The sequence below is a fragment of the Pedobacter panaciterrae genome (assembly GCF_013204795.1).
GTDB classification, from domain to species: Bacteria; Bacteroidota; Bacteroidia; order Sphingobacteriales; family Sphingobacteriaceae; genus Pedobacter; species Pedobacter panaciterrae.
This window is the reverse complement of the sequence record NZ_JABMKW010000020.1, coordinates 385,287-402,640: the sequence shown is the minus strand read 5'-3', so window position 1 is coordinate 402,640 and position 17,354 is coordinate 385,287. Positions and strand designations below refer to the sequence as shown.

Sequence of the window (17,354 nt, the reverse complement as noted above, 5' to 3'; positions counted from 1 at the left end):
GCCTCTTTTAAATATATGATAGATTTAATTATTTTCTGTTTCCGAAGTCACAAAACTGAACATCTTTCTTAGGTCTGAAAATCATATAAAGCCCTACACCTATTAAAACCAATGCAGTAGTATATTGTGAAATATCAAAGAATATCAGGTCCTTTAAAGTAAATACACCTCCAAGTATCACAAAAAATACCCACCCACCTGCTTTAAAGTTCTTCCTGTAGCCTATTAATAATCCAAAAGCCAAAAAGAATGTATGCCAGCTCAACACCCAGAATGGAATACTAAGGCCAATGTTTCTCAATAAGAAGATAGCGCCAATCACAAGTAAAAAAATACCCATTCCGAAATGGCGATTTGATCTGGTTTTGTTATCTAAAGTTTCCATAGCTTTTTTTTCTTCAAAACTACTTGCAAAAACAACGTTCATCAATGATAAGGGGGCTGTATTATAGAAAACTGTCGGTAAATAATCTTAAATGTCCGGTAAAACATCTATGGTTGTTCACTAAATGATCCCGGTTTATTAAGCAGTTCGAAATACTTATCCAGATTCGTGCCTAAAGACTCCTCGAACGAAGCCTTTAAATCTTCTGGTTGTGGATGTTTATTCTTCCATTTATCAAAATAATGCTTAAAGGCTATATCCATTTTATCTCTTCCAACAGAGTTTTCGAGGATATACAACCATAAAGCAGTTTTGATGTAAGATGTCATGCTGTAATCATCAGATGAAGTAAATTTATCTGAAGGTGTTTCAATAGCCGATTTCATTGGGATACTGGCCATTGCACCATAAGTACGATCTAGAAATTCCTTTTCAGGTAAAGCCTTAACATCTGCGGGAATAGCATCACCAAATATGGAGTTGGCTCTGTATTTTTCAGCCTCGTATCTGAATTGGAAATAAGTGTTTAGGCCCTCGTCCAACCATGTATGTTGTCTTTCATTACTACCAAGCATACTCATAAACCAATTGTGGCCAATCTCATGTGCAATAACACCGTCTAACGACTCCTTTTTAGCATCGGGACTCGTAATTAAAGTAATGGTAGGATATTCCATACCCCCGCTTGAGTTGTTTACCGGCCCCTCCACTACCTGTACAACCGGATACTCATATTCGCCAACCCAATTACTATATTTCCTTACGGCATCTTTTGTATAATCAATACTGTTACTCCATAGTGTTTCCTTTTTATTGTGGTAGTAGTTAAAAGCATCAATTACTTTACCTGATGCAAGTTTAACAGTATCGTATTGTATTACGAAATCCTTATCAGCAAACCAGGCGAAGTCTGGAACACTGTCGATTTTATAGGTCAGCTTCTTGGTAGCGTTTTTGTTAATAGGTTTGTAAACTACTGGGGGGGCAGTTCTATTGGCAACGTTTTTGGCCCCAATACTTTTATACAATGCGAGTTCATCTGAATTCTGTAATACTCCTGTTGCGCCTACAACATAGTCAGATGGTACAGTTATATTCACTTTAAACGTGGCATAGTCGCTGTAGAATTCACCCATATCAAGGTAAGGAAACTCGTGCCAGCCATTTTTATCAAACACGGCAGGCTTAGGGTACCATTGGCAAACCATAAACTCGCCATCAGCAAAACCGGATCTGGAAAAATAAGAAGGTAATTTTACTTTAAAATCAGTTGTAATTGTAACTGAATCACCAGGCTTTAAGGGCGATTTTAGTTTTAACTTAATTACATCGATATATTGAGGATTAGGATGGGCCTCGGTTTCCGCCGTTTTACCGTTTACTTTAAAATTCAGGCCTTCGATACTGCCATACGTGTATTTATCTAACTTTTTAACACGGGAAGTGTCATTCTTTATCTGCTGAAACAACGCCGTAGATTCCTGTTTATAGGCATTTGGCCAAATATGAAACCAGATAAAGTCAAGCTCAGATGGGGAATTGTTTTTATATACTATAGTTTCAAAGCCTTTTAAAGACTTATCTTGATCATTAAGAGCAACATCTATATTATAATTCACATGCTGTTGCCAATATTTTTCCTGTGCAAATGCTGTGGATGTAAAGCATAACAATAAAATTATCAGGTATTTTCTCATCTGTATGTAATCTCCTTTTTACTTAAGTTTTTAAATATAATACTCTATTTTAATTTAGCAAGTACGCACACTCATATCAAAAGTTGCTCCAATTTATTCTATTCTGCCAACCAAACACAAATTCTATAAAACTTAAAGTGATGGCTTTTGTTCTAAATAGTAATTACCAATATATATAAGGATATGAAAAATTATTTAACCATCGCCATTATAGCAATAGTGGCATTATTTACTTCTTGCTCTCCTACCGCAGAAGTTGAAGTAGCACAGGCAAAACTTGCAACAACAGCTGATGCCAAAGACATTGGATTGGCAAAATTCTATCAATTAAAAGACGGGAAGATGAGAATGGATTTGGAACTTAATTTTCCGGCAAGGGCCGACAGTACTGTAGCTGTTCATTTTCATGAGCATGGAGATTGTGGCGACATGGGAAATAATACGCATGGACACTGGAACCCTACAAACGAGGCACATGGTAAATGGGGATCTGCTGCATATCACTCTGGTGACATCGGGAATATTCAACTAGACAGCAAGGGTCACGGTTCAATTTCAGTTACTACTGACAGGTGGAGCATTGAAGAAAACGATATCAAAAACATCATTGACAGAGGGATAATAGTTCATGGAGGTACCGATGACTATACTACCCAACCTACAGGCAATTCCGGACCTAGAGTTGGATGTGGTGTAATTGTTAAACTTTAATTTTATTAAGGGATGAATTGAGCAGGAAGCAGTAAAAGGGCCTACTCATTCATCCTACTGATTGATACAAATTAAATCACCAAAATTTTACGCTAAAATGTTACAACCAAATGGGTTATGGATTGTTATAAGTGTATAAAAACTTATAAAACATGAAAAAATTATTGTTGCCCAGTGCAATAGGGATGGTTCTTCTATTTGCCATTTTGTTAAATGCTTGCAATAGTACGAAGATCATTTCATCCTGGGCTGATCCTCAGGGGACAATAGAAAAATCTAATAAAGTGCTGGTGATTGGATTAATGGGCGCGAAAGACAGAAGCCTTAAAGAAAATGTAGAGAACGTAACCGTACAGAATCTTAAGGCCCATGGCATTAATGCAGGCTCGGCACTGGCCGAGTATGGCCCAAAGGCTTTTGAGGGTCTAAGTGAATCTCAGGCGCTTAAGAAAATAAAAAACAAAGGGTATGATGGCACTTTTACAATTGCCTTATTAGATAAAACGAAAGAAAAGAATTACAACCCTGGTTCGGTAAGCATCTGGCCAAGAACCTATCGTTTCTGGGGCTACTATCATACGATGTATGCCAGGGTTTATGAACCCGGATATTATACGGTAACCAACAAGTTCATACTTGAAGCGAATTTCTATAGCTTGAATACCGATAAACTTATTTATTCCGTGCAGACTAAATCATCGGATCCTTCCAGTCCCCAGGCCCTTGCTACAGACTTCAATAAAAGATTATTCGATGATATGATTAGTAAAGGTGTAATTAAACAATAGGAGGATACAATGTATGAGAACATTTCCAGTTAGATTCAGGAAAGCGAGCATGGAACTGGATGTCCTTGTAACTTCATCCGATAACTGCCTGAGATTTAAAGTAGAATTGGTTACAGGCGAACCAGACCCTATTGTGCTCAGTCGGGCTAATGGAAAATGGACCATAGAGCATCCGGGATCAAGATGTTTCCCTCCTGAAGGATATGAAGATCTGGAAAAGGCTATTGATAACTACTTAGAGAAGAATCCGTAAAAATATTAAGCTTTAGCTGCAAACTCATCTGTGTACATTTTAAGGTTCTTTTTTAAGATTCCCCTTGCCATATGTATCCTTGTTTTTACTGTTCCTATTGGTACGTGCAGCATTTCAGAGATTTCATGATATTTAAAGCCTTCAAAATACTTAATGAACGGGGTTAAATATTCAGGTTGAAGTTTCTTCATTGCATTATGAATGTCTTCAAGCATAAATTTATTTTCCCCTGAATTCCCGGTAGCACTATTCTGTAATTGCGACACAGGGATTTCTTCGTGCGTAGTAATGAATGATCTGGTCTTAACTCCCCTTCTATAGCTATTGATAAAAGTGTTTTTCATGATGGTATATAACCATCCACGAAAATTTGTGCCATCCCTGAATTTTCTGGAATAGCGCATTGCCTTCAACAAAGTATCCTGAACCAGATCATTGGCATCCTCATAGTCCTGGGTAAACTTAAAGGCAAAAGTTTCTAGAGCGCTTTGATTTAGACTAAGCTGGTGGTTGAAATCAGTAGTGTTCATGGCTAGGAGGTTTAGGGAGTGACTACTTTTTAATTCATTTTGATCAATATTTCAATGGTAATGATATCTGTCAAAATACGTACCAAAACATAGATAACGTTCTGATAGCCAACATTCAAGTTCTCTCCTACTCCTGATCCAGGTATTCCATTCCCAGAGGCGTTATTGAGGCTGAATGCTGTACGCTATGTCTATTGATTGTTATAAACCCCAACTCTTCAAGTTCTTCATACTGTTCTTCCATTCCACCCAGTATTGAAGAACTTACTTGTTGGTCAATAATCTCTAATAATGATTTGATTTCCTCTTTTTCCATGGCATTAATACTTTAATAGATTTCTTTAAACGTCTACTTAAAGTTAATAAAAACCATTTGTTTTTTAACTATGAAAGATTATTGCTTTTATAATGAATGTCAGACAGGTTTCTTAAGGTTTCTGCAGCTGCTTCCGGTGTAATATCACGCTGAGGATTGCCAAGCATTTCGTATCCTACCATAAACTTTTTAATTGTTGCAGAGCGTAAGAGTGGTGGATAAAAGTGCATATGCCAATGCCACTCTGCGTGATCACCGTTGTTTACAGGCATTTGGTGCATACCAGCCGAGTAAGGGAAAGAAACCTGGAAAAGATTATCGTATCTTACTGTTATATTTTTGAGGGCCGAGGCAAGATCTTTTTGCTCTTTATCGGTGAACTCCAATATACTTCTTACATGTCTTTTACTGATAATCATGGTTTCGTAAGGCCATACTGCCCAGAAAGGCACCAGTACTACAAAACTATCGTTTTCAAATACTATTCTCTTTTGCTCTTTAAGCTCTACTTTAAGATAGTCTGTCAGTAAACTTCTGCCGTTTACCTGGAAATATTTTTTTTGATTTATTGTTTCTTTATGGATCTCAAGGGGGATGCTGTTCTGTGCCCAGATCTGACCATGGGGATGTGGATTACTGCATCCCATTAACTCACCTTTATTCTCGAATATCTGAATGTGCTTAATTGAAGGGTTTTCACTTAAAGTTTTAAACTCTTCTGCCCATAACTGGATAATCCCTTTAATTGCATTCAGATCAAGTTCTGCAAGTGTAAGATCGTGACGTGGAGAAAAAGCAATAACTCTACAAATTCCCGACTGGCTTTCAGCTTTAAGTAAACCGTCAATAGCAATTTCTCCTATAGGAGTATCCGGCAATAGCGCCGAATAATCGTTTGTAAAAGCAAAATTGGTAGTGTAATCCGGATTTCTACTTCCGTCTGCCCTTTCGTTACCGGCACACAGATAACAAGCAGGGTCGTGTTGAGGTCGGTTGTCGGCAGGCAGGGATTCTACCTTTCCCTGCCATGGACGTTTAGTTCTGTGTGGAGACACTAAAACCCACTCTCCGGTTAATATATTTTGCCGCGTGTGCGGGTGTTCATTCATATCAAAATTGGTATCCATCTTGTGTCTTATCTGTTTTATTCTATTTTACTTCTTCAATTTTTAATATTACACTCGCTCTTGATGAGTTCACATCCGGGTTAAATCCAACTTTCATCAGGAAATCTCCTGTGTAAGATTTGCCGCCTTTTATAGTTGAAGTAGTACCTGGATAAAGATTTATCTCTTCAATTTTGTATTTCTTGGCAGCATCTAATCCCTTTAATAGAATCGGCAGGCTACTGTTTACTCCATACCTGTAGTTTACAAGATAGTTAAAGATCACCCCGGAAGATTTGTTTTCGTCCATATACAGCATTGAAGCTACGCTAGATTCTTTTGGGTTAGATAAGCGGTATTGATTACCCTGCCAGATGATATGCTTTATTTCATTATAAGTTTTAATTGCATCCTGACAGTATTTAAGGTCATTCTCTTTTAAATGACTAACCACGATGTCAAATCCTAATTTACCCATCATGGCCACATCAGTACGGAACTTAATTGGTTGTTTACCCCAGTCGGTCACATGATTAGAACTTGCTATTGCAGGGTAGAAATAAGAATATTCCCACTGCATAAAAATACGTTCAAGTGGATCTGTATTGTCACTAGGCCAAAACTCTGTAAAATATTGCAATGCAGCATAATCTACCCTGCCGCCACCGCCAGAGCAAAGCATCATTGGAACTTTAGGATACTTAGCTCTTATTCTTTCTAATACTTTATATAATCCACGTACATATTCAATGTAAAAGTGCGATTGATTTTTAAGAGTAGCAGAGTGTGCATTGTAAATAACCGCATTACAATCCCATTTAATGTAGGCTAGATCCGGATTTTTAGTGAATAGATCATCAACCACACCATATACAAAGTCTTGAACTTTAGGATTAGTTAAATCAAGCACCAATTGGTTTCTAAAATAATACTCATCTCTCTTAGGTTGCTTGATTACCCAATCAGGATGTTTTTCATACAATTGACTTTTAGGATTCACCATTTCAGGTTCTATCCAGATACCAAATTTCACGCTGTTATTCTGAGCTTCCTTAACTAACGATGAGATTCCGTTAGGTAATTTCTCTTTGTTTTCTTCCCAGTCACCAAGACCTGCAACATCACCATTACGAGGGTATTTATTTGCAAACCATCCATCATCTAATAAAAATAAGTCTACACCTAGTTTCTTAGTATCCTTTAAAAGTCCTGCAAGTTTGCTTTCATTGAAATCAAAATAAGTTGCCTCCCAGTTGTTAAGCAGGGTTAATCTGGTACCCTTACCATCCAGAAGTTTGTAGTTTCTTGCCCAGCTTTGAAGATTTCTGCTCGCTACACCCTTACCTTGCGTAGACAAGGTATACAGAAATACAGGAGTAACAAATTCTTCATTTGGTTTAAGTGTATACGGAGAAGCGTAATTGTTTATACCTGATATAATGCGTAGGTTATCCTGATAATCAACTTCCAGATCAGTACGGAAGTTGCCGCTATATTCTAAAGCACCAAATAGCACTGTACCTTCATCTTCTGTTGCCGGCTTATTTAGAGATACCATAAATACAGATGGCTGAAAAAGATTAGCTCTCGTACCTAATTTAGTGTCAAGTGTCTTTATGCCATGGGTAAGTTTTGATTCTTCCGACTGCATCTCTTTGGCCCAGTCGCCATGGTATTGATTCAAATAATAACCTGCACTTTTTATGTGAAGATTAGCTGAGGCATACTTATGAAGTGTTACATTGCCTTTTTCATTGTGTTTAATGGACGACCATTGCTCTACAACATCTTCTTTATAGTATGTTTTATAATAAAGCGTAACTGTAAAATTATAGGCTGGATCTTTCAAAACTATGCTTAATAGTGAAACATCATCATTTACCTTCTTTAAATCATGACTAACATACTTTAAATCCAATGAGTTGTTGCCATCTGCATGTGTTACGGTTATAGCAGGCTCTAATAAGTTTCGTGAACCTGAAGCAGTATAGGCTGAATTAAGCATTCCAGTATAATCAGGAGTTTGCTTAAACACACCAGACACCTCACCATATTCACTGGTGTTAGATAATTTCTTTCCAAAATAAACTGTTCCCAGATCTTTATTCGTATCTGCCTGTAATATCAAAGCATTATTTTGCGTTTCTATTGGTATAATGGTTTGTGCAACTAGCTTACCGGTGTTTAGCATTATACTTGCAGAAAGCATAGCAAATGATGCATAGGCTGGAATTGAGTGTGTCTTAAATCTCATGTTAAAAAATATATTTGGTATTACGTTGTATAATTAAAATCTTGTTTAACCATATCTAAATGAAGCCTTGCTCCCAGATGTTCTGCATCAAGTTCAAGGGCTTTAAATAGTGCATCAGTGGCATTTTCAAATTTTGCAAGGCCAAGATAGCCTAAACCTTGCAAAAAATAGCAATGAACTTTATTTCTAATGTCAAGATCATCTTCAAATATTAATAAGTTTGGCAATGACACAGCAAAGTAATCAATCTTAACCTGATCATTAATGTGCTGGTTACCATAGCCTATTAGTTTATTAAATATCTGTTCAGCCTTCTCTACATTTCCAAGTTTCTTCCAGGCCAGTCCCTGATAAAATATTTTGTCAGGTTGCTGATCGTTGTAAAACATGGCTGCTGATGGTTCGTCAAGTCCCTTTGTTGCGATGTTAAAATATTTCTTTGAGTTCTCTTCGTCATTTAATCCTTTGTATGCACAACCCAGCCAGTAGAATATGTCATTCTCCTGAGCTCCATATAACTTTCCTTCACCCAGATTATGCGGATAAGTTTGTGCGTCATTTAGTAATGAGATGGCCTCTTGATACGATTCGTTCTGTATTTTTTCTTTGGCAAGCTCAATAAGGCTGCATACGTATTGACCTGAAGCTTTACCCTCTCCGCCCTCCCAGGGATGGAACTTGTGTTGCATCAGCAATTGAAGAGCTTTCTCGTTCTCGCCAAGGAAATTATATATTGATATCAAATCCAGATATACATCATCTCTTTTTAATGCGGTGTCCAAATTCTTTTCCAGAAAGCCTAAGCGTTCATTAGGACTTCTATTTAATCTCTTGTAGAGTTGATGCAGCTCCATACATAAACGATCATCCAGAGGATCCAATTCAAACGCCTTTTCGAAACAGGCTAAAGCCTTATCCTGATCATTTTGTTTATTGAAATAAGCAATACCAAGATTTCTTAACACAGTCGGAAAATCTCCATTTAATTTAGCTGAAGTCTCCCAGTAGGCAATTGCCTCATCATACTGTCGTTTGTCGTAGAATAAATTACCAAGATAGTAAGGCGCTTTTGAGTCATCAGGATTTAACTGCATGGCAGCTCTTAGAACTTTTATTTCCTGTAGCCTATTAGGAAAACATAAGTAAGAATCTGCTTCAGCGGCCGTTTGAAAATAATTACTTGCAAGCTCAGTCTGAGCCAGTTTATGGTGGAAATATCCCAGGTAATAATAAACTAATGGATTTGTCTCTTTTCCTTTGATGGCATATGTAAGTAAATCAATTGCTTCGGAAAATAGACCAGATTCTGCATAATCTATAGCATATTCAATAAAGTTCTGTTCATATCCCCGGGCTAGTGCAACTAGCTCCTTCAAATATTTTTCTTCATTTAACGCATCGTTCAATGATCTGTAAACACATACTTTCTCAAACAATGCGCCTAAATTAAATGCGTCTTTTTCCAGAGCCAGATCCGTAGTGCGAATTGATTGATCTGCCTGACGCAGCTTTCTGTAAGCCGCAGATTTTACAACATAAGCTTTACTATTATTGGCGTTGTTATCTATCGAGTGATTAATGTGGTCCAAAGAAAGTTCGTAATCTCCATTAATCATATCAATCTGTGCTACTGAGAAATAACCGCTATCTTTGTAAGCCTTATTCCATGTAGATTTGTAGAATACTTTATATGCTTCTTCCTGTTTATCTTGGAATTTAAGAGATAAGCCAAGGTTATAATATGCTTCACAATCATAAGGATTCGGATTCCTTTGGATACTGGTTTCTATAGATTTGCGAAAATAAGGCTCACTCTTTTCAAATTGTCCTCGTCTCAAATACCAAAGGCCTAATGCATTGTTATTTCTTATATCTCCTGGCTCTCTTTCCAGGGCCTTTTCATAGTACGGCACAGGACTATAAGTTGCGTGTCTATACTGTTCCAGATGCTGCCCTGTTAAAAATAATTGTTCATTACTTTTGATCTCTTCAGGAGATAACGCAGGTTTTGCTGGTTCAGGGATATCATTAATTCTATTCTTTGAAGGCTCATATCTCAATAGTTCGCGCCCTTTAGTACTATTAATAACAAGCAATAGCTCATTCTCATTAAAATCTGTTCCTACGGCTATCTCTTTAACATAAACCTCCTTAGGTGTAATACTTGCTAGCTCTTCAAAATAAGTTTTATTGCCATTGGTCAGCTTAATCGATAAGTTGTTTTGTACAGATGTTACATAAATTTTAAGTTCAACTTTTTTATCTATTTTACTAATAGCCAGTAGAATATCTTTGCTTGCATTCTTAACTACGCCCAATGATCGGTAAGGCATAAAATATTGTGTGAAAGACTTTTCCTCATTTGGCATCAACCAGGTGAAATCAGGCTGATTATCAGTAAACATACCCGTCATTAACTCAATATAAGGACCGTCTTCATCCGTCAGATTTCTATCCCAAGCCACACCAAAGTCGCTATGCCCCCAGGTCCATTGTTTTTTGCCCGGTGAAACATGATGATTCGCAACATGAAGTAAACCCGCCTCGGTATCATGTTCATATCCTCCTACAAAATCATAATCAGAATTGATGGCCATATAAGAGGTCGGAACTGGAATATTTTTATACATTGATATATCAGTTCCTGGTGAGTAATCAACTTTGTAATAGGTACCAGTAGCAATTGGGAAGGTAGAGACATCTCGTTTTCCATGATCAAAAACGGCATTTACATCAGGAGGAAAAACAGATTGGTAATGATCATTTACCTTTACAGCCGGATTTGCCCACCATAAAAAGGTTTGTGGTAGCTCTGATCTGTTTAACAGCTTAGCTTTAATTTCAATATATGCTTTATCTGGGTGAAGGGTAAAACCAGCCATTCCCTTGGTATGAAACATCTGCTCAACCTCATTAACCCAAACAGTTTTACTGCCATCACTATTTTCTTCGAGCTTATAATCGATAGCATTAAAGGTGGTTGGTCTGTGATGCTGAGGCCAGTTAAATTCTATACCTCCTGAAATCCAAGGGCCTGTTAAACCCACTAATGCAGGTTTAATTACCTGATTATAGTAAATAAAATGTCTTTTCTTTATCTTGTCATATGCCATCTGAATGCGTCCGCCTAATTCAGGCAGAATCATCATTTTGATATAGTCATTTTCCAGAAATAACCCTGTATATTGTTTGTCGATCTTTTCGTCCAGTATTTTCTCTACAACAGGATTAGGATAAACAACGCCGCTGCTTCCCTGATAAATCCTCTTTTCAAAGAACATAGGGTTTTTATTGGGCTTACCGATGCCATAGGTAGGTATGGTAATCTGCTCTTCCCAGACGTTTACGCTCATGCTTTTCATTATAATAATATTTTAAATGCTTTAGTTTTATTTGGGTTGTTTAGGCGCTCGTTAGTGTCTTACAAAATTATCTTCAAGTTCTTCCAGTGTTTGTCCTTTTGTTTCTTTAACCCTGCTTTTAATAAACAGAAAGCCTAAAAAGCATACCCCTGCATATAAATAAAAAGGCCCGAAGGTGCCTAGCTTTTTGGCTAGGATTGGAAAAGTGAAAACGAGGATAAAATAAGCACCCCATAAGGAAATAATTGCCACAGAAGATGCAGCTCCACGTATTTTATTAGGGAAAATTTCAGAGATCAGCACCCATGTTACCGGGGCTAATGAAATAGCATACATACTGATGGCAAGTAGTACAAAAATGGAAATCAGACCTGCAGGGAATTGGTTCTGCAGCAGAAACGCCAGCACAATGTACACTATCGACAATCCCAGTGAGCCGATAAGCATAAGTGGTTTTCTACCCAGCTTATCTACCTGCCACATGGCCAGTAGCGTAAAAATTAGGTTTACTGCTCCTATTGCTACTGTTTCAAACAGCTGCCTGTCCAGGTTTGCACCAACAGATTCAAATATCGTAGAGGTATAATTGAACACTACATTTATGCCACATAGTTGTTGAAAAACAGCCAGTATAATACCTACTATTACAGCCGGGCGTACACTCTTTTCAAACACCGCCTTGTAAGATTGTTTCTTAATCCCGACAAGTGATTTCTCTATATCGGCAAATGTTGAATTTACAAATGATTCGGAACCAAGTTTGAGTAATACCTCTTTTGCTTTTGCCTGCTGACCTGCTTTTACAAGCCATCTTGGGCTTTCTGGCAGCCATAAGACTCCTATTAAAAATATAAGTGAAGGAACTACTCCTAAACCAAACATCCAGCGCCATGCGTCAGACCCTGCATCGGCCAGGAAATAATTTACAAGATTAGTGATCAGGATTCCTATTACTACCGTTAACTGGTTAATGGCTACATTTCGGCCCCTTACCTTAGCTGGTGAAATTTCTGCGATATACATAGGGCACAACATAGACGCCATACCCACTCCTATTCCGGCCATAAAACGCATCACTACAAACAGTGTTAAAGTTGATGAAAAAGCGATGCCTATTGATGAGAGCGCAAAGATAAGTGCTGCTATCATAAGTCCCGGTTTACGCCCGTAACGATCGGCAATGTTTCCCGCAACCAGGCATCCGGCAATGCATCCTAGTGCCAGCGATCCGGTTAAAAAGCCTTCCCACCATGCATCCAACATGAATTGAGTTCTTAAAAAAGGCAATGCGCCTGATATTACAGCAAAGTCGAACCCAAAGAGGTAACCACCCAAGGCAGAAATAAAGGAGATTCCGATGATGTACTTATGATTAAAACTTATTTTCTCTATGCTCATTTAGGTTAATTATTTGGTAGGTTAAAATTGCTGGTTTTATTCTCTTGGTCAAATAGATTATTATTTCTTAAAGATGGACTTTTCTATCATTATTGCAGCACCTCCGCCCGAAGAAAGTTTAAGGTCTATCGTGGTGTTGCTGTTTACACTAATTGTTTTAAGTTCATACTGTGTAGCATTAACATTTGAATCTTTAGTGTCTGTATAAATTTGAGCGGTATAACTTACACCTGGTTTTAAAAAGCTGAAGTTTAGTTTAAGATTTCTTGGGGTCCAGTTGGTCATTGCACCTACATACCAGTTGTCTCCTTTTCTTTTAGCCATTACCGCATATTCTGCTAGTTTAGCATCTATTACCTTTGTTTCATCAGCAACTGTTGGCACGGCTGAAAGATATTTCATAATATCAGGAGCTTTTTCATATTCAGTTGGAGAATCAGCGAGCATCCCCAGTGGCTGATCATAGATAACATACATTGCAAGTTCATGGCAGCGGGTTCCCTGTCCTGATGGTAATCCTGGATCAATAGGTTTAAACTCTGCCTTAGTTTTATTCCGCATTGCACCTGGAGTGTAATCAAATGGACCGGCAAGCATCCTTACAAATGGAATGATCAAGTGATGATCTGGATCTATGGTATTGTCCCACTTGTCAGACTCTGCTCCTCTCACAGCCTCATAGTTAACAATATTTGGGTATGTTTTTTCCAAGCCCGTTGGCTTGCTGCATCCGTGAAAATCTATCATCAGCTTTCGTTTTGCCGCTTCTTTAGCAATGAGTTCGATCCATTGGATAGCCTCCTGATCATCACGATCAAAGAAATCGACTTTGATGCCGGCAGCGCCTATAGAATTCAGGAAATCCAGATTTTTATTGAGATCTTTTAACAAAGTAGAGGCAACGCACCATAAAAATACTCCGACTTTCTTTTCCCGGGCTCTTTTTATTACACCTTGAACATCTAATTTAGGATTAACCTTTGTAAGGTCATAGTTGTTAGACCACCCTGCATCTATCATCATGTATTCGAGTTTATTTGCAGCAGCAAAGTCAACATAATAATTATATAGATCGGTATTTCTGTTCGCCATTCCTGATGGAATGCTTGCACCAGGGAGCATAGCATCGTGCCACCATTCCCATGCAGCTTTTCCTGATTTGATCCAGCTGGTATCTTTAATTTCTGAAGGACGCGCAAGCTTGGTTACCAAATGATTATTCAGTAAGTCTTTGTCATTGTCGGTTGCGATAATCACCCGCCATGGAAAAGATCTGCTTCCATCGGTTTTAGCAAGATAATCACCCCTTTCTTTTACTACAGAAACAAAATCACCCCAACTACCCATTACGGTCTTCGTTGGGAATTTTGCCCAATCGCCGATATACTGATCTCCTTGTTTCTTAATATACATGCCCGGATAACCAAATAAATCAGACTCTGCAATAACTACTTTTATTCCATTACTTTTATCATCAAAAAGTGCTGGAGTTGTGGCACGTTTACCATTTGATATTTCCGCAATTGAGGGATATTTAATGTACGGTCCTTCCCAGCTGGTATAATTGTCAGTTTCCTGAAGTATCGCTGCTGGTTTTCCATTGATATTAAAATCGGCCTTTTCTGCTACTACCTGTATAGAGTCCTTAAAACTGGTAACAAAACGATAGGCAACCCCTTCATTATAAGCTCTGAAAATTAAGGAGTAGTTCTGATCAGAAAATAAAACGGATAACTCATTGAATTCTTTATTCTTTATAACCCTTATGTTATTCACTTGTGTAGTTTTGCCAAGCACTTTGTTTTGAAGCACCATTGCAATTGCTGAGGGAAGAATTACTGTTTTGTTTTTAAATGATATGGAATAAGTGATGCTATCACCCATACTCACTTTTACTTTTAGTGTATTATTTGGAGAGTTTAATTGGAACCTTTTGTCTTTGGCAATTAGTTCTGCTGACAAGCAAAAAATTAAGAGAAGGGTTGCCAGAACCGGGTTTAGTTTCATATGCTAAGTTTGTGTGCTGAATTTATAGGTTATACTTTCCTGATATAAATGATCAGGCTTAAGTATTGTTGAGGGAAAGCTTGGGTGATTTGGACTATCGGGATAAAATTGACATTCTAAGCAGATACCATCTAAGGGTTTGTATGGCTCACCTAAATGTCCATTACATCTGCTTTCAAGGTAGTCTCCGGTATAAAGCATGAGTCCGGGGTAACTGGTGTATACATCTAATACGCGTCCGGATTCCGGATCAACCAAAGTGGCAGCGGCACCGTTTTTATCTAATACATAACAGGTATTTATTCCCTTTAGATCGTTTAGCTCGCTACCGTTTGTTCTTACAAGCCTACCTGTTGGGATATAATCGGCCGCTGATTCCAGCATACTTTTCGCATTGATCTTAAGGCGGTGATTTAGGAAATTGCGATCTGCAATGGCCGACAAGTTAAAATAACAATGGTTTGTAACATTGACTATGGTTTTCCTGTCGGTTATTGCAGTATATGTTATTAAAAGCGCATTGTCACTTGTCCATTGATAACAGACTTCCAAAGTAAGATTACCAGGGAAACCTCCTTCTCCATCTTTACTTAATATCTTGAAAATTAATCTGTCATCATCTACAATATAATCAAAAACTTTACTATTAACACCAGCTGACGCGCTGTGATTAGAATTGCCGTTGCTATTTGCCTCGAGCTGATAATCAATGCCATCCAGATTAAAGCTTGCTCGTGCAATTCTATTGGCAAACCGCCCTACCGTTGAACCTACATAACAAATATCTTCCAGATAACCCTGCAACTCAGGAAACCCCAGGATAACATTGCCTAACCCATTGTTTTTATCTGGCACTACAATTGAAACAACTGTAGCACCATAATTTGTTAGTTCCACAAAGGCACCGGTTTTATTCTCTATTTTAAAGAGATAGATGTCTTTATTTTTAAAGTTACCCCAAGACTTCCGCGATATGCTGCTGCTCATTATCCTTAATTGTTTGAGTAGCCAGGGTTTTGATCTGATTCACTTATGTCGTCGTTCTGTTTGATCTCCTGCAATGGAATTGGATAGCGGTTATGATATTCCTGGATACTTCCAGATTCTTTGGTCCATTTATTTCTTTGTTTTGCAAGCTCAACCAGTTTACCTGTTCTGATTAGATCCATCCGTCTCCATCCTTCGAAACACAGCTCGCGCATCCTTTCGTCCATGATATTCGTTCTGAAGTCTTGTTGAGACATACCTGCATTCCATCTTTTATCTGCTGGCAAATTACCGTTCCAGGCCCTTGTTCTAATGGTGCTATTAATTAGATCCACAGCTTGCGAAGTGGCGCCTGTTTCATTTAATGTTTCAGCATAGCATAACAGAATGTCTGCATAACGCAGATAAAATATGTTTTTCCCTGATAGCCAGAAGCTAAGTGTGCCCTCTGTTCTCGGATCTTCAAATTTCTTAACGTGAGGATCAAGCTCATCACCTCCAAATGCTGGATTTAACGTTGGGACCTTACCTTTGTAGGTGAAATCATAGCGGATACTTTCGTTTTTTCTAACGTCCCCGTCTTCCCATACACCGCCATCTGCTGTAGTCTGATAACAGTATTTGGTAGGAACCATTAAGTCATAACCACCAAAATAGCAATACTGGTCTACTTCAGCTAATGAGCGCGAACCCATTTGCCATTGTGTTTGGTTGTTGTCTGGATAAACATTGTTGAACTTAAATTCATAAATGGATTCAGTAGTGTTCTGTTTGGTTGGATCCCATAGATCAGCATATTTAGGTACAAGACTATAACCTCCATTTTCTACAACCTGTTTAAACATATCTCTCGCCTTTGCATAATCTTTTGCTCCAGAGGCTTCAGGAGCATACAAATAAACTTTTCCAAGTAAAGCCTGGGCAGCCCCCTTAGTGGCCCTCCTCTTGTCGGTTTGGCTTACAGGCAAATATTTAACTGCATTCTCCAAATCGGCAATGATGAAATTGTAAACCATATTTAACGGTTGACGCTTGGTGCCATACTCCTTGAATTTAGCTTGATCGATAATGGGAATTTCACCCCAGTATTGAGTCATTTCAAATGTAAGCGCGGCCCTAATGAAGCTGGCCTCACCAAGGATAATATTTTTGCGTTCAGATTCCTCTGAATTTAAACCCAAAGCGTAGACTACTTTTGCCGCTGCAGATATAACTGGCCACCTGCTGTTCCATTGCTCTGCAAGTGCAGTGTTACTAGCGCTAAGGAAACCATTATATCTGTCGATACCAGCCTGACGATCGTCAGTCCGAACCTGATAAGCTCCTTGTTGTGCCTCATCAGTACCCATGGTAAAGATAAAGCCACCTCTGTCTTTTTTGGTGTTGCGCCAACTGGTATATAAACCTAAAACCAGCGGTTCGATATTGTCCAGACTTTTAAAAACCTCTTCTTCAGTTAAGGCGGTTTGCGGGTCCTCTGTGATGAATTTTTTGCAGGAACCACTAGTTAGCAATACAATAAATGCCAATACTATTAAACTATATTTCTTTTTCATCTTA

At 38.2% G+C, this 17,354-nt stretch carries 14 protein-coding genes; 3 read left to right on the top strand and 11 right to left on the bottom strand.

Annotated elements, in window-relative coordinates; genetic code table 11:
* Positions 1-28 precede the first annotated feature (28 nt).
* Positions 29-385, bottom strand: a complete 357-nt coding sequence (locus HQN86_RS20555) for a LiaF transmembrane domain-containing protein (protein WP_172662766.1) — start codon at positions 383-385, stop codon at positions 29-31.
* 107 nt (positions 386-492) lie between these two features.
* Positions 493-2,082, bottom strand: coding sequence for a M1 family metallopeptidase (locus HQN86_RS20550; protein WP_172662765.1), 1,590 nt, complete (start codon positions 2,080-2,082; stop codon positions 493-495).
* A gap of 183 nt (positions 2,083-2,265) precedes the next feature.
* Between HQN86_RS20550 and HQN86_RS20545 the strand changes: the two genes are divergently transcribed.
* From HQN86_RS20545 to HQN86_RS20535, 3 genes are all read left to right on the top strand, one after another.
* On the top strand, positions 2,266-2,793 hold the full coding sequence (locus HQN86_RS20545; protein WP_172662764.1) for a superoxide dismutase family protein: 528 nt from the start codon (positions 2,266-2,268) through the stop codon (positions 2,791-2,793).
* A 152-nt stretch (positions 2,794-2,945) separates the two neighbouring features.
* Positions 2,946-3,581, top strand: a complete 636-nt coding sequence (locus tag HQN86_RS20540) for a hypothetical protein (RefSeq protein WP_172662763.1) — start codon at positions 2,946-2,948, stop codon at positions 3,579-3,581.
* 13 nt (positions 3,582-3,594) lie between these two features.
* Complete coding sequence (locus HQN86_RS20535) at positions 3,595-3,834, top strand: hypothetical protein (protein WP_152542262.1); 240 nt, start codon at positions 3,595-3,597, stop codon at positions 3,832-3,834.
* 5 nt (positions 3,835-3,839) lie between these two features.
* Here HQN86_RS20535 and HQN86_RS20530 read toward each other — a convergent pair whose 3' ends face one another.
* From HQN86_RS20530 to HQN86_RS20490, 9 genes are all read right to left on the bottom strand, one after another.
* Complete coding sequence (locus HQN86_RS20530; protein ID WP_172662762.1) at positions 3,840-4,364, bottom strand: RNA polymerase sigma factor; 525 nt, start codon at positions 4,362-4,364, stop codon at positions 3,840-3,842.
* A gap of 127 nt (positions 4,365-4,491) precedes the next feature.
* Positions 4,492-4,680, bottom strand: coding sequence for a hypothetical protein (locus HQN86_RS20525; RefSeq protein ID WP_048905677.1), 189 nt, complete (start codon positions 4,678-4,680; stop codon positions 4,492-4,494).
* 68 nt (positions 4,681-4,748) lie between these two features.
* Positions 4,749-5,807, bottom strand: a complete 1,059-nt coding sequence (locus HQN86_RS20520; protein WP_172662761.1) for a UDP-glucose--hexose-1-phosphate uridylyltransferase — start codon at positions 5,805-5,807, stop codon at positions 4,749-4,751.
* Between the two features lie 22 nt (positions 5,808-5,829).
* Positions 5,830-8,040: an alpha-galactosidase gene (locus HQN86_RS20515; RefSeq protein ID WP_246269698.1), complete on the bottom strand. Its 2,211-nt coding sequence runs from the start codon at positions 8,038-8,040 to the stop codon at positions 5,830-5,832.
* A 20-nt stretch (positions 8,041-8,060) separates the two neighbouring features.
* Entirely contained in the window at positions 8,061-11,393 is a 3,333-nt protein-coding gene (locus HQN86_RS20510) for a DUF5107 domain-containing protein (RefSeq protein ID WP_246269697.1), read from the bottom strand.
* A gap of 60 nt (positions 11,394-11,453) precedes the next feature.
* Positions 11,454-12,800: a sugar porter family MFS transporter gene (locus HQN86_RS20505; RefSeq protein ID WP_172662759.1), complete on the bottom strand. Its 1,347-nt coding sequence runs from the start codon at positions 12,798-12,800 to the stop codon at positions 11,454-11,456.
* Between the two features lie 60 nt (positions 12,801-12,860).
* Positions 12,861-14,762 carry a glycoside hydrolase family 97 protein gene (locus HQN86_RS20500; RefSeq protein ID WP_172662758.1) on the bottom strand — a complete coding sequence of 634 codons (1,902 nt, stop codon included), beginning with the start codon at positions 14,760-14,762 and terminating at the stop codon, positions 12,861-12,863.
* 48 nt (positions 14,763-14,810) lie between these two features.
* Entirely contained in the window at positions 14,811-15,794 is a 984-nt protein-coding gene (locus HQN86_RS20495) for an aldose epimerase family protein (protein WP_172662757.1), read from the bottom strand.
* Positions 15,795-15,799: 5 nt separating this feature from the next.
* The gene (locus HQN86_RS20490) at positions 15,800-17,350 is read right to left on the bottom strand and encodes a RagB/SusD family nutrient uptake outer membrane protein (protein ID WP_172662756.1); all 1,551 of its coding nucleotides are present in this window, start codon (positions 17,348-17,350) and stop codon (positions 15,800-15,802) included.
* Positions 17,351-17,354: the final 4 nt, after the last annotated feature.

Bases quoted from the DNA above. Each gene is read 5' to 3' on its own strand.
- HQN86_RS20530 (WP_172662762.1), bottom strand. From the start codon at position 4,364: ATGAACACTACTGATTTCAACCACCAGCTTAGTCTAAATCAAAGCGCT.
- HQN86_RS20550 (WP_172662765.1), bottom strand. From the start codon at position 2,082: ATGAGAAAATACCTGATAATTTTATTGTTATGCTTTACATCCACAGCA.
- HQN86_RS20535 (WP_152542262.1), top strand. From the start codon at position 3,595: ATGAGAACATTTCCAGTTAGATTCAGGAAAGCGAGCATGGAACTGGAT.
- HQN86_RS20490 (WP_172662756.1), bottom strand. From the start codon at position 17,350: ATGAAAAAGAAATATAGTTTAATAGTATTGGCATTTATTGTATTGCTA.
- HQN86_RS20555 (WP_172662766.1), bottom strand. From the start codon at position 385: ATGGAAACTTTAGATAACAAAACCAGATCAAATCGCCATTTCGGAATG.
- HQN86_RS20515 (WP_246269698.1), bottom strand. From the start codon at position 8,040: ATGAGATTTAAGACACACTCAATTCCAGCCTATGCATCATTTGCTATG.
- HQN86_RS20520 (WP_172662761.1), bottom strand. From the start codon at position 5,807: ATGGATACCAATTTTGATATGAATGAACACCCGCACACGCGGCAAAAT.
- HQN86_RS20505 (WP_172662759.1), bottom strand. From the start codon at position 12,800: ATGAGCATAGAGAAAATAAGTTTTAATCATAAGTACATCATCGGAATC.
- HQN86_RS20525 (WP_048905677.1), bottom strand. From the start codon at position 4,680: ATGGAAAAAGAGGAAATCAAATCATTATTAGAGATTATTGACCAACAA.
- HQN86_RS20540 (WP_172662763.1), top strand. From the start codon at position 2,946: ATGAAAAAATTATTGTTGCCCAGTGCAATAGGGATGGTTCTTCTATTT.
- HQN86_RS20545 (WP_172662764.1), top strand. From the start codon at position 2,266: ATGAAAAATTATTTAACCATCGCCATTATAGCAATAGTGGCATTATTT.
- HQN86_RS20495 (WP_172662757.1), bottom strand. From the start codon at position 15,794: ATGAGCAGCAGCATATCGCGGAAGTCTTGGGGTAACTTTAAAAATAAA.
- HQN86_RS20510 (WP_246269697.1), bottom strand. From the start codon at position 11,393: ATGAGCGTAAACGTCTGGGAAGAGCAGATTACCATACCTACCTATGGC.